The sequence below is a fragment of the Krasilnikovia sp. MM14-A1004 genome (assembly GCF_047159485.1).
Classification (GTDB): domain Bacteria; phylum Actinomycetota; class Actinomycetes; order Mycobacteriales; family Micromonosporaceae; genus Actinoplanes.
The window spans coordinates 4,305,507-4,318,273 of the sequence record NZ_AP038773.1; the positions used below are offsets into that span (position 1 = coordinate 4,305,507).

Annotated in this window: 10 protein-coding genes; 2 read left to right on the plus strand and 8 right to left on the minus strand. The window is 70.9% G+C overall.

The window, feature by feature from the left end:
- Positions 1-70: 70 nt before the first annotated feature.
- From ACMCNN_RS18415 to ACMCNN_RS18435, 5 genes are all read right to left on the minus strand, one after another.
- On the minus strand, positions 71-526 hold the full coding sequence (locus ACMCNN_RS18415; RefSeq protein ID WP_412741749.1) for a hypothetical protein: 456 nt from the start codon (positions 524-526) through the stop codon (positions 71-73).
- Positions 527-600: 74 nt separating this feature from the next.
- Positions 601-1,971 carry an acyltransferase family protein gene (locus tag ACMCNN_RS18420; protein ID WP_412741750.1) on the minus strand — a complete coding sequence of 457 codons (1,371 nt, stop codon included), beginning with the start codon at positions 1,969-1,971 and terminating at the stop codon, positions 601-603.
- A gap of 53 nt (positions 1,972-2,024) precedes the next feature.
- Positions 2,025-3,263, minus strand: coding sequence for an MFS transporter (locus ACMCNN_RS18425; protein ID WP_412741751.1), 1,239 nt, complete (start codon positions 3,261-3,263; stop codon positions 2,025-2,027).
- A complete protein-coding gene (locus tag ACMCNN_RS18430) occupies positions 3,260-3,850 on the minus strand; it encodes a GNAT family N-acetyltransferase (protein WP_412741752.1) in 591 nt (196 codons plus the stop codon). The genes ACMCNN_RS18425 and ACMCNN_RS18430 overlap by 4 nt, the downstream gene beginning before the upstream one ends.
- Before the next feature lie 44 nt (positions 3,851-3,894).
- Positions 3,895-4,353, minus strand: a complete 459-nt coding sequence (locus ACMCNN_RS18435; protein ID WP_412741753.1) for a hypothetical protein — start codon at positions 4,351-4,353, stop codon at positions 3,895-3,897.
- A 212-nt stretch (positions 4,354-4,565) separates the two neighbouring features.
- Here ACMCNN_RS18435 and ACMCNN_RS18440 point away from each other — a divergent pair, with 212 nt between their 5' ends.
- A complete protein-coding gene (locus ACMCNN_RS18440; RefSeq protein WP_412741754.1) occupies positions 4,566-5,303 on the plus strand; it encodes an endonuclease/exonuclease/phosphatase family protein in 738 nt (245 codons plus the stop codon).
- Between the two features lie 133 nt (positions 5,304-5,436).
- Positions 5,437-6,576, plus strand: a complete 1,140-nt coding sequence (locus tag ACMCNN_RS18445) for a GH12 family glycosyl hydrolase domain-containing protein (protein ID WP_412741755.1) — start codon at positions 5,437-5,439, stop codon at positions 6,574-6,576.
- Positions 6,577-6,644: 68 nt separating this feature from the next.
- Here the strand turns inward: ACMCNN_RS18445 and ACMCNN_RS18450 are convergent, their stop codons facing one another.
- The 3 genes from ACMCNN_RS18450 to ACMCNN_RS18460 form a co-directional block, all read right to left on the minus strand.
- Complete coding sequence (locus ACMCNN_RS18450; RefSeq protein WP_412741756.1) at positions 6,645-8,822, minus strand: discoidin domain-containing protein; 2,178 nt, start codon at positions 8,820-8,822, stop codon at positions 6,645-6,647.
- Positions 8,823-8,962: 140 nt separating this feature from the next.
- Positions 8,963-11,530 carry an ATP-binding protein gene (locus tag ACMCNN_RS18455; RefSeq protein WP_412741757.1) on the minus strand — a complete coding sequence of 856 codons (2,568 nt, stop codon included), beginning with the start codon at positions 11,528-11,530 and terminating at the stop codon, positions 8,963-8,965.
- A gap of 61 nt (positions 11,531-11,591) precedes the next feature.
- Positions 11,592-12,764, minus strand: coding sequence for a pyridoxal phosphate-dependent aminotransferase (locus tag ACMCNN_RS18460; protein ID WP_412741758.1), 1,173 nt, complete (start codon positions 12,762-12,764; stop codon positions 11,592-11,594).
- Between the last annotated feature and the right edge of the window lie 3 nt (positions 12,765-12,767).

Genomic DNA, 12,767 nt, shown 5'->3' on the forward strand with positions numbered 1-12,767 from the left:
GGGGACCCCCTGCGTGCGAACCTGAGGGATTATGTGCGATCCCTTGCGTTACGGGATCGTAAAACATCGATCAGCCCCCTGTAAATGGGCCATATCCGCTGCAATCGATCTTGTAGTCGGCGGCGATCCCCGTGATGTGGCAGGTGGTGGCACCGGTGATCACCCTGTCGTCGCTCCTGCGCGCGCCCCCGGTTCCGCCGGCCGGGTCGACCTCTGTGTTCAGGTACACCTCGTCGAGACCGCCGGTGATATCGGCCGTGAGAGACACGCTGCTGTGCGTCATCTGCCAGCCCGAACACGATCGGTCACTCCCGCGCGGCCGGGCGCTCGTGGTGGTGGTCCGGAGGCAGAACCTGGCGTTGAACCCACCCCAGTTCCACATCGTGACGGAGACGGTGTTCGCCGGAGCCTGCGCGTGCCCGCGGTGCCCCCCGGACGGCGCCACCCCCAGCAGAGCGAGGAGGAGACCGGCGACGCTGCCGGCGACGGCGACCGCGAACCCCACGGCCCGGCCCGTGATCCGCATCCACTTCCCTCCCGTCGACGGGCTCGGGCCGGTGCCCGTGCCGACCCGCTACAACGGGCCCCGACGCTGCGGGTTCACGGATTCGACGGCGCGAATTCGTCGTGTTCGGCCACGGTCGACTCCCGGACGGGTGAGGCCTGACTCCTCCGCGGCGCGGCGGCCGCCCACCGCCGCCCGAGACGCTGCCACGGCAGTTCGACCCACCGGTACGTCAGCGTGGAGACACCGGCCAGCACCGCCAGGTACGCGGCCACCGCCGCGAACTGCGCCGGGGCGGGCAGCCGTTCACCCAGGTCGGCCAGCACCGGCTGCAACAGCTGGATCAGCACGAAGTGGTTGAGGTAGACGGAGTAACTGAGCACGCCGAGCCGAGCCAGCGGGCGCGGGGTACGCCACCGGCGCGTCACCATGCCCACCGCGAACGCGCCGGCGAAGACCACGAGCGTGAGGACCGACCGGGCCTTGTACTGCGGGGTCGGCGCACCCAGCGACTCCAGCTCGGCGAACCAGTTGGCCACCAGGGCCACCGCGACGACCCCGCCGACCAGGACCACCGGCCACCAGCCCGTCTGCCCCCGGTCCGCGCGGTAGATCGTGGTGCCGACGAACATGACCGCGACGATGAGCAGGCCGTCCCAGACGTGTGCGGGTCCCTGATTGGCGGCCACCAGCACGACCGCGAGCCCGCCGAGCGCCAGCCCGCCGGTCGGTACGGCCCACCGCCGCCCGCTCGTCACGGCCAGCAGGCCGCAGACCAGTACCACCGCCACGATGACGACCACCGCCGGCCCGCGGGCGGGTGAGCCCGACAAGAGGGCCGGCGCGAGCGGGGCGGTGAGCACGGCGCACCCCGCCAGGACCACCGCGAGCACACCGCCGGCACGGTGCAGGCGGACCGCGAACAACGCGGTGACCAGGAGGTAGAACGCCATCTCGAACGACAGCGTCCAGAACACCGGCGTGACCAGCGGCACGCCCAGCAGGTACGGCAGCATGCTCAGGTGCGCCAGCCCTGCGGTCGCCGGGTGGGCCGTGAGGTAGGGGTCCAGCGGCACCAGGCCGCCGGCGCCGAGCACGACGACGACCCCGGTCACCGCGAGGTAGAGCGGGACGAGGCGGCAGATCCGGCTGACCCAGAACTTGCGTACGTCGGCATGCCGCTCCAGGGACGCCGGGATGATGTAGCCGCTGACCAGGAAGAACAGCATCACCCCGGCGGTGCCCGCGTGCACCCATTCGCCGGAGAGGGCCCGGACGTCGCGGAGCAGATAGCGGCTGAGATGGGCATACACGACGAGCAGGACGGCCACGGCGCGTAACCCGTCGAGCCACGCCATCCGCTCCGACGCCCGCTGCGCCCCGGAACGCCCCGACTCGATTCCCAACGGGTCGGCCACCGCAGCGGGCTGCACCGCTGGGCGGCGGCGGACGGCGGCGCGAATCACGAGCGAACCCTAGGCGATCCCGGATGGCCCGCGAAGGCCCGAACAGGTCTTCGTCATGCCCGCTCGGCCCGGGCGACACCCGACGGCCGCGCGTCCGGGAGGACAGGGCCGATCGGTCGTCGCGCGCCGCGGCGCAGCCACGTCCCGGCAAGTGCCGCGACGATCACCGTCTGTGACACCCCGGCGGTGATCATCGCGGTGCCGGCGCTGGTCGCCTCCGCCAGGGAGCTCAACCCCAGGGTCCCGCCGATCTGAGCCCCCGCGAGGATCGCCAGGATCGACGAGATGACGCGGCCGCCTGCGCCGCCCGGAGCGCGCATCTGGATGTACGCCACGATGCCCGCCCGCAGGCTGAGCAACAGCACGCCGATCGGCAGGAGCAGGGCGGCGACGGTCCATGCGCCGCCGGCCGGTCCGAGCGCCGCGACCAGTACGCCCATCGCCACGGCGCCGCCCCCGATGGTGGACGCGGTCGCACGGGCGCGCCAGGTCAGGGCCGTGGCCGCGATCGAGCCCAGCGCGAGGGCGGCGAGGAACCATCCGTACGCGACGGGAGACTCCTGCTCGGCCAGCATGAGCAGCAGCGGCTGCAGGCCGGCACCCGCGGCGCTCGCGACGACCGCGATCACGACGACCGGCAGCAGGTCGGGCCGGGTGAGGAAGGCGCGGACGGTGTCACCGGGGGCCGGGGTTTCGCGCCGGACCCGATCGTTGCCACCCCGGACGGTCAGCATCACGGCGGCGACCACCGCGTACGACAGGCCGTTGAGAACGAACGCACCGCCGAGGCCCGTCACGGCGATGACCGCGGCTGCCGAGGCGGAGCCGACGACAGTGCCGAGGTCGAGGGCCGACGTGCTCAGGGCGGTCGTGCGGCGCACATTGCCGTCGCCGGCCAGTTCGGCGGTGAGCAGCTGCCAGGCCGGCGCGGCGAACGTGGCGATCACGCTCATCAGCGCCGTACCGGCCAGCAGGGTCCAGACCTCCATTCGTGCCGTGTACGCCAGCAGGCCGAGAGCCGCCGTCGTCGCCGCCAGCAGCGTCTGCGTCACGGCCAGCACCGAGCGCGCCGGGTAGCAGTCGGACGGGCGCCCGCTGACGCCGCCGAGCACCAGCGGGCCGAGCAGCGGGACGATGGTGGCCACGCCGAGCAGTCGCCCGTCGCCGGTCAGCCGGTAGATGAACCAACCCTGCGCCACGAAATGCAGGCTGGTGCCGACCTGCGACGCCAGCCGGGCCACCAGGATCAGGGGCAGCGTGTGCCGGCCCGTCGACGCGGCATGAGGTGTCACGGAGTCAGGCGGAAGCGGCGCACCGCGTCGTTGCGGCGCTGCTCTGTCAGGTGCAGCACCATCTTCACGCGCGGCCCGAGCCGCTCGTCGATGACCATGCCTTCGACGAAGAATCCCAGCTTCATCTGTACGATCAGCGGCTCTGTGTTGTGCGGGTGATGGCACGAGGTGAGCCGCTCGTAGCCGAGTTCGCGGATGTACTCGATGAACTGCACGTAGAGCCGGACCGCGCCGCGCTTGCGGAACGCGGGCGTCAGCCCCACCCGGCCGATGTTGAAGGTCTGTGGATCCTCCATCTGGCCGCTGAAGCAGCCCTGGACCTCGTCCTGCGCATCGAGGATGAGAAACCGCTCGCGGTGGATGTGCTCGAAGATGCCCCGCAGCCGCCGGGTGTTCTCCGGCTGCTGGGCGAGCGGAATGGCGCTCGGTGCGAGTTCGTGCGGAAAGACGGTCTCCGCGAGCGGCCCGGTGGCGCGGAGATAGACGTCGGGATCGGTGACCGGAACGACCCGGAAACCCGCGTCGGTCATCTCACCGGGAAAGTACTTGGCGCGCAGTTCCGCGATGTGGTCAAGGTGCGGCGACATGAGGACTCCTCGGCGGGCTCTCGCCCTTCTGCGTGCGGGTACGGTCAGCGGATGCTGATGTGGATGTGGTCGAAGTGCCCGCCGGTCACGTCGGCCGGGTCGTAGACTCCGCCGCCCCCGTAGGGACGCCACCCCTCGTCGGCGCGTTCGACGGACCAGATCCGTCCGTACCAGACGAGATAGCGAATTCCGGTGCTCTCGGCACCGGCCTGCAGCTCCGCGGCCAACGCATCGGCCCGCGCTTTCTCGGCGGCAGTCGGCAGCACGCCCGGCTTGCTGGTCAGGACATCGCATGCCCGGCCCCTCGGGTGATCGCTGGTGGGATTGTGCGGACGGGATCCCCAGCAGCGCACCGGCCACCCGCGAGCCATCAGCCGCTCCGCCAGTGCGAGCATCGGCCGGGTCACGAATCCGCGTCCGGTCGTCGGATCCGGCGTGATCACCTCATCGTCGGCCCACGCCGTCCGGCCCAGTCCGGAAACGCCCCCAGCTCTTGTCTCCACGAACCCTCCACAGCAGCCGCATTAACGGAAATCCCCGGACGCGGACGGGCGTGGCGGCTGCCGGGTTCGAAGCACGCGATCAGGTGTGAACAAGGCCACTGCCTGCTACCTCGATGGGGCCGCCTCCGTTTGGCGCTTGGGCGCAACCATGTGCGCGTGCCGTCGGCGTGTACCCGCTCGCGACGAAACGTCGCGGGGATACCTTCCCGGCTATGCGCGTCATGACCTTCAACATCCGGCACGGCCAGGGCGCCGACGGCAGAGTCGACCTCGCCCGCATCGGTGAGGTCATTCGCGCCGCCGACGCCGACGTGGTCGGGCTACAGGAGGTCGACCGGCGTTTCCAGGCCCGCAGCCGGTTCCGTGACCAGGCCGGCTGGCTGGGCCGGCGGCTGACCATGCACGTCGCGTACGGCGGCAACCGCGAGCGCCGGCCGCGCATCCCCGGTGCGGGGCGTCGCCAGTTCGGCAACGCGATCCTGTCGGCGTACCCCATCGTGGACCACGAGAACATCGCGCTGCCCCGCTCCGGCACGCGCGAACAGCGCGGGCTGCTGCGCGCGGGCATCGACATCGGCGGCGTCATCTGGCAGGTGTACGCCACGCACCTGCAACACGACGATCCCGGCGAGCGGCTCGCCCAGGCCCGGGCGATCCGGAGGATCCTCGGCGCGCCCGAGCACACCATCGTGCTGGCCGACCTCAACGCCCAACCCACCACACCGGAGGTACGGGCCCTCACGGACGTCCTGGTCGACGGCTGGGCCGCGGCCGGCACGGGCCCCGGACACACCTCGGCGAGCCCGGCACCCACCCAACGCATCGACTACGTCCTGCACTCCCCCGATGTGCGCTCGCGGAGCGTGGTCGTGCTCGCCTCGCCTCCGGCCGGCATCGCCTCCGATCACCTGCCGGTGGTGGCCGACGTGGCCGTGGACCGGGTCGAATAGCCGCCGGGCCCGGTTCGCGTCCCGCGCCGGAAACCTGTAGGCAACACTCTTTTCACATTCATAGATCTGCGCTAGCGTCAGTGGGAGCGCTCCCATCCCCCTCGTCAGGGAGCCCCCCACCGCTAGGAGCGTCATGAGACGTGCCCTCCGCGCCGCCGTCACCGCCTGCCTGATCGCCGCAGGTGCGCTGACCGCGACCGTCCTCGCCCTGCCGGCACAGGCCGACACCCAGATCTGCGAGCAGTTCGGCTCCACCACCATCGGCGGCCGATACGTCGTGATGAACAACCGCTGGGGCACCTCGGCCGAGCAGTGCATCACCGTCACCACGGCCGGTTTCACCATCGCCAGCCAGCAGGGGGTCGGCAACACCAGTGGCGCCCCGGTGTCCTACCCGGCGGTCTACTACGGCTGCCACTACACCAACTGCTCGCCCGGCACGAACCTGCCGCTGCGCGTCGACCAGATCACCAGCGCGACCAGCAGCATCGAATACGGCTTCGTCGGCGGCGCCACGTACGACGCCGCGTACGACATCTGGCTCGATCCGGCGCCGAAGACCGACGGCGTGAACCAGCAGGAGATCATGATCTGGTTCAACCGTCAGGGTGCCATCCAGCCGATCGGTTCCGTCGTCGGCAACGCCACAATCGGCGGCCGCACCTGGGAGGTCTGGCGCGGCAACAACGGCCAGAACGAGGTCGTCAGCTACGTCGCCCCGGCCCCGATCACCACCCTGGGATTCAGCGTTCTGGACTTCATCACCGACGTACGCAACCGTGGCGCCATCACCAGCGCCTGGTATCTCACCAGCATCCAGGCCGGATTCGAGCCCTGGATCGGCGGCGCCGGGCTCGCTGTCAAATCCTTCTCCGCCACCGTGAACGGGGGCGGCACCACGCCACCCACCACCACACCACCCACCACCACGCCACCCACCACCACGCCGCCCCCCGGCGGCACGGGCTGCGCCGTCGCCTACAAGACGAATGCCTGGCCGGGCGGTTTCACCGCCGACGTCACCGTGACCAACACCGGCGGGAGCGCGATCGGCGGCTGGTCGCTGGGCTTCACCCTGCCCGCCGGACAGACCGTCACCCAGACCTGGAACGCGACGCTCTCCGCCACGAGCGGGGCGACCACCGCACGCAACCTGTCCTACAACGGCGGCATCTCCGCCGGGGGCAGCCAGTCCTTCGGGTTCCAGGGCACATACGCCGGCGCCTTCGCCACCCCGGCGGCGTTCACCCTCAACGGCGCCGCCTGCGCTTGACACTGCACGCCTGATGCCGGCGGCGGCAACCCTCCGGGTTGCGCGCCTCCGGCATCGGCGGGAATCGCCTAGGGGAAGGCGACCACGGTGACGGGTACGGTGGCGCTGCCCTGCGCGGGCCCGCCGGTGTTGTTGACGACGTGGTCGATGACCCCGACGCCACCCAGCGACACCGTGAAGACGTTGTGCAGCTTCACCCCGCTGGTGACGGGAACCTCGAAGCCACGGTCCGAATGCACCTGCGGGTTGACGTTGAAGTAGCAGTAGCTCCCCATCGCCCAGGCCTCGTGGCTGGTCACCCCGTCCGCGACCTGGTACGCCGCGTACCCGTTGGCGCCGGACCGCCAGCTCGCGTTGCTCGGCGGGTCGTACGGCTGCTCGTTCTGCAGGAAGTACGTGCGCCCACCGTTGCCGTTCCAGCGCACCTCGTACTTCTGGTAGTGCTCGACGAACAGGCCGTACGCGGTGACGTTCTGGCCGTTGACGATCAGGCCGGTGTCCGCGGTGTTGACCGTCCAGCCGACCGTGCCCGCGGTGCCGTGGTCGGCGCGCCACGCCCAGATGTGGTCGATGAGGGTGTTGTTGCTGTTGACCAGCAGACTGTTGGTGGCCCTCCCGGCGATCGCGCCGCCGATCCGGAAGAACACGTCCTGCACGATCGTCGGGTTGGCGGCGTGGTCGGCCGAGGAGCCGTTCGGGCCGATCACCAGCAGGTTCGCCGAGGTGGTGGTGCCCGCGTCGAAGAGCAGGCCGGAGATCTTCACGCCGTCCACGTCGGCCACCTGCATGGCGGTGACGCCGCCGTCCGGGATGATCGTGGCGTAGCCGAGTCCCATCACCAGGGTGTTCGCCCGGGTCACGGTGATCGTCTGGTTGATGTGGTAGATGCCCGGTTGGAAGATCAGGTTCAGGCCCTGCGCGAGCGCGTCGTTGATCGTCGCTGCGCTGTCACCGGGCTTGGCGACATAGAACTGCGTCAACGGGACGGACGTGCCAGGGGTGTTGCCGTTCGCCCAGGTCACGCCGGAGGCGTTGGTCTGCAGAGCGGGGACGAACACCTGGTACGCGCCGCCGGCCTGGTACAGGTACGGCTTCTCCCGGATGACCGGCGTGGTGCCGATCGTGGTGTACGGCGGGTTCGGGAAGCTCGACGCCGGCGCGCCCTTGACGCCGATGAACGCCTGGTTCCAGACCGCGTTCAGGCTCGAACCGATGATGCTGTTGCGGGTGAGCCACTGCTGCTGCGAGTACTGCTGCTCGGCACCGCTGATCCGGGAGTCGGCGATGAAACCGCCGGACGCCCAGCCGTAGCCGGCCGGGGCGAGGTTGAGGTCTCCGTGGATGTCCATCCGGCGGAACGGCGCGGCCTGCGCGACGGCCCAGCGGTCGGCGCCGGAGACCGGATAGAGCGAGAGGTTCTCGACCGAGCGCCAGAAGTTCTGGGTGGCGTTGCCCTGGAACCATCCGGCGTCGACGGTGATGTCGCCGTTGATCCGGGTGTCCTGCGGGTTCTGGCCGAGGCCCAGCACCGAGGTGTAGAAGCCGACCTGAATGTTCAAGCCGTTGTAGGTGCCCGGCTTGAAGGCGAGCACGTAGCGTTGCGGGCCGAACTGGTTCGACTCCTGCTGCCGGAAGATGGTGTCGGCCTGGCTCTGGATCGAGGCGGTCGACATCGACGGGTCGAAGACGATGACGTTCGCGCCGAGACTGCCGCCACCCGGCACCGTACCGGCCGCACCGAAGACCTTGAACTCCCAGAGGGAGTAGCCGTACACGGTGGCACGCTCGGTGCCGTACATGCGCACATAGCGGGCCGTGGCCGAGACGGCAAGGCTCTGCACGCCGACGACGCCGGCGGTGGCCGGGGTGGCGTCGGTCCAGGTACTGCCGTCCACAGAGGTCTGAATGGTGAACGACCTGGCGTACGCGGCCTCCCAGTTCAGTTCGACCCGGGTGACCGTGGAGCTGGCACCCAGGTCGACCTGGAGCCATTGCGGGTCGGCGAACGCGGACGACCAGCGGGTGCCGGTGTCACCGTCGACCGCGGCAGGCGCGGCGTACACACCGGGGTTCTCGGACGAGGAGGCGACCGCCGGTGCGCCCTGCGACAGCAGCGTCTCGGCGGCCTCGGCTCCCGGCACGCCGAGCGCGCCGATTGCCGCGACGACAGCGGCCACCAGGGCGCCGGCGGCGGCCCGGTGCCGGGGGTTACGGGATCTTCTCGGGGGGACGGCGACGATGTCCATGGGCTCTCCTAGACATGGCGGTACCGACGCGGGGGACGCGCGTGGGGATGGGAGCCGGGGAAGCTCCCGTGGGGACCGTCCAAGGTGTCAGATAGAGCGCTCCATCAATGCAAGCATGTTAAGTTTTAACGTGGATTATGTCAAAGGCCGGTCGGCTGATCACGCATTGCCTCCAGAGTGGCGCTGATCAGGTCGGCTTTGGACGGATCCAGCCCGGCCCAGATGTCGCGGGCCGACTCGTAGTGATGTCGGGACTCGTCGCGGTTGCCGAGGGCGTGGTGGGCGGCGCCCAGACCCGTCCGGGCTCGTGCCTGCTGCTCCAGATCCACCGCGTCCGGCTCGGAGGCCAGGGCGTACGCGGCGGTGTGCTCGGTGATCGCCGCATCGCACCGGCCGTCCGCGGCAGCGGCCTCACCCAGCCCGTTGCGCGCGCAGGACTCACCGTACCGGTGTCCCAACTGCTGATACAGGGCGATCGCCCGGCGGTGGAGGTCGATCGCACGGCCGGCTTCGCCGCGGCGCGTGTGCAATACCCCCATGTTGTCCAGGGCGCTCGCTTCGAAGATCACGTTGCGCAGTTCGCGGGCGAGGGCGACCGAGCGGGTCAGGTGCTCCTCGGCACGCTCGTACCGGCCCAGTCTCGCCTCGGATCCGCCGAGGTTGCACAGCAGGATGGCCTCGCCCATGAGATCGCCCCGGTCCCGGGCGAGCGCCAGCCCCTCCTCGCAATGCGCGATCGCCGCCGCGTGCTGACCCAGATCGGCCTCCGCACAGGCGAGGTTGGTCAGGACCTGGATCTGCCCGATCCCGCCGCCGCCGCGCCGGTGCAGCTCCAGTGCCTCGTGCAGGTACGCCGCCGCGTCCCGGTACCGGCCCAGCCGCATCTCGGCGATGCCGAGGTTGTTGAGCGCGTCGGCTTCGCCCGGCACGTCACCCGCCTCCCGGAAGAGGCCCCGCGCCCGTTCGAGCACGCCGATGGCCGCCTGGTAACGGCCGCGGTGCAGGTCGGTCGCGGCCAGCAGCACCGTTGCGGCGGCCTGTCCGCTCACGTCATGGGCGCGCTGGGCAGCCCGGGCGGCCCGGCCGTGCACGGTGCGGGCTTCGAGATGGTGGCCCCGCGTCGTCAGGTAGCGGTTCAGCACGGCGCTGAGGCTGACGGCATGCGCCGACCAGTCGTGCTCGGCGGCGTGGACGGCGACCGCGACGAGGTTCACCCGTTCCGTGTCGAGCCAGGTGATCGGGTCGCCCAGAGTGGGCAGCGCGACCGGCGACTCCGGGATCCAGATCCGGCTGCCCGCCTTGCCCGGGTCCAGCCTTCTCGTGGCCACGACGGCGGTGGCCAGGTAGTAGTCGAACAACCGGGTGAGCGCTCTCCGGCGGTCGGCGCGGCGATCCTCGTCGCAGGCGCGGGCCACGGCGTATGTGCGGACGAGGTCGTGCAACGCGTACCGGTCGGCACCGACCGGCTGGATCAGGTGATGCGACGACAGTGACCGCAGCCGCCGCTCGGCGGCCTCGATTCCGGCGCCGCTGAGTGCCGCCACGGCACCGAGGTCCATGTCCTGCCCGGGATGCTGCGCCACCAGGCGGAGCAGTTCGCGCTCCTCGGCCGGCAGATTCCGGTACGACACGTCCAGGGCGAGCTCGACCGCGGAATCCAACCGGTGATCCTGGTGTCGCTCGTCGAGCCAGTCCGCGTGGTCGGTGAGTGTCCAGCCCTCCTTGGCGCGCATGTGCCCGGCCATCAGAGCGAGTGCCAGCGGGAGACGCCCGCATCGTTCGGCGATCCGCGATGCCGCCCGCGGATCGTCCCCGGCGGGGATCGCGGCCGCCTGCCTCAGGAACAGCAGCGATTCGTCCGCGGTGAAGGTGTCCACCGTGACGCGGACGGCCTGCGGCAACTCGGTCAGGTCGCGGCGGCTGGTCACCAACGTCACGCACGTGGGCAGGCCGGGCAGGAGCGGGCGTACCTGCCGCTCGTCGGCGGCGTTGTCCAGCACGACCAGCGCGCGCCGGTCCGCCAGCCGCTGCCTGTACAACGCCACCCGGTCCTCCAGCCGGTGCGGGATCTGCTGCCCGGAGACGCCCAGCAGCCGCAGGAATCCGTCCAGCACCGCCGCGGGCTCCGCGGGCGGCTGGGCGGGGTCGGGGTGGAATCCACGGAGATTGACGAACAGCACCTGGTCGAAGGGCTCATCGCGCAGCAGCAGGTGGGCCGTGCGAAGGGCCAGCTGAGTCTTGCCCGCCCCCGCCATGCCCGCCAGCGCCGAGATGACCACGGCGCCACCGGCCGTACCGATCCGTTGCCGGATCCGGCCGATCTCGCTCTCGCGGCCGGTGAAGCCGGACAGTTCCTGCGGCAACACGTCCTGCACCCGCACCTGCGCCGCCGCCTGCACCTCCCCGTTGATCGCCCGCAGCGCCCGCCGCCATTGCGCGACGAAGCCGGCGTCCACCGCCAACGCCGCCACGACCGAGGCCACCAGCTCGTCGTCGATGCGCCTGCGGCCGAGCCGGAAACAATCCACCACCGTCGTCTTGCCCACCGCGTCCCACGCGGGCCGGTCGGCGTTCACCCGCCGTGTGATCACCTCATACGAGGGGTTACCCGCCCACGCCTTCAGGCGCTGCAGGCACTCGATCAGCTCGTCCAGCGTCGACGCCCGGCCGGGGTCGGGCAGACCCACCACCTCGTGCGACGCGGTCACGGCCACACTTCACGATCCCTCGATCCCACCCGCCCGACGCTAACAACCGCGGCAAACCCGGCTACGCGCCTCCCGACCGGGCCGCGGCGAAGGCGACCAACCGCTCGACGCCGGCACGCAGCGCGACGGGATCGCCGCAGAATGCGATCCGCACCAGGTGCCGTGACCACGGGGCGGCCGGTGCCTCGAGAACCCGGCCGGCGTCGTCGAGCCGGGGCTGCAACGCGAACCCGGTCGCCGGCGCGACGGCCACGCCGTGGTCGGAGAGCAGTTCGCCGGCGAACGCCTCCGCGTCCAGGCCGGTACGCGACACGTCGAGCACGGCGTACCAGCCACCGTGCGGCAGCGCCCCGAGCAGGCCGCTGCCGACCAGGAGCGGCAGCACGCCGTCGCGGTTGCGCCGTACCAGCTCGGCGTTGTCCTGACCGGCGTCCCACCGCTGCAGTGCGGCCAGCCCGGCGTGCTGGATCGGGGTGGAGGGGGCGACGATGCTGGCCTCCTGGACGACCCGCAGGGCCCGGGCCGCCCGGTCGTTGGCGGTGACCACGTACCCGAGGCGCATGCCGGTCATGGCGGCGCCCTTGGAGAAGGTGAAGACGCTGTCCACGACGCGGTCCTCCGGGCGCTGGTCGCGTTCCAGGGCGGCGAACGACACATGGTCGCCGACGTAGACGAACTGCTCATACGCCTCGTCGCTGATCAGCCGCCACCCACGGGTCCGGGCGAGGTGGAGGAGGTCGGACATGCGGCCGCGGTCGAGGACCGCCCCGGTCGGGTTCGCGGGGCTGTTCAGCAGGATCGCGCGAGTGGCCGGTGTCGCCACGGACTCGATGCCGTCGAGGTCGGGGAGATGGTCGCCGCCGAGCGGGTAGAACACGGGGCGGAAGCCCGCGAGCAGGCATTGCTGGAGATAGATGGGCCAGTGCAGGGCGGGCAGCAGCAGTTCGGCACCGGGTTCGGCCATCGATTGCATCAGCGCGGCCAGGCCCTGACAGGAACCGGGTGTGGCGAAGACCCGATCCGGGGTGGTGTCGATCGCGTTGATCCGCGCCAGCTTGGCGGTCAGCGCTTCACGGAGCCAGAGCGCGCCCTCGGCGCAGGTGTAGGCGGTGCGGCCGGCCCTGACCGCGTCGACAAGAGCCCGGGTGGCCTCCGGAGGTGGGCCGAAAGCGGGTTCACCGACGTGCAACTTGATGACGTCCGTGGCGTGCCGGCGCTCGTACTCCTCGGCCATGCG

Excerpts from the sequence above, each read along its gene's own strand:
- ACMCNN_RS18415 (WP_412741749.1), bottom strand. The coding sequence starts at position 526 with ATGCGGATCACGGGCCGGGCCGTGGGGTTCGCGGTCGCCGTCGCCGGC.
- ACMCNN_RS18450 (WP_412741756.1), bottom strand. The coding sequence starts at position 8,822 with ATGGACATCGTCGCCGTCCCCCCGAGAAGATCCCGTAACCCCCGGCAC.
- ACMCNN_RS18445 (WP_412741755.1), top strand. The coding sequence starts at position 5,437 with ATGAGACGTGCCCTCCGCGCCGCCGTCACCGCCTGCCTGATCGCCGCA.
- ACMCNN_RS18440 (WP_412741754.1), top strand. The coding sequence starts at position 4,566 with ATGCGCGTCATGACCTTCAACATCCGGCACGGCCAGGGCGCCGACGGC.
- ACMCNN_RS18460 (WP_412741758.1), bottom strand. The coding sequence starts at position 12,764 with ATGGCCGAGGAGTACGAGCGCCGGCACGCCACGGACGTCATCAAGTTG.
- ACMCNN_RS18430 (WP_412741752.1), bottom strand. The coding sequence starts at position 3,850 with ATGTCGCCGCACCTTGACCACATCGCGGAACTGCGCGCCAAGTACTTT.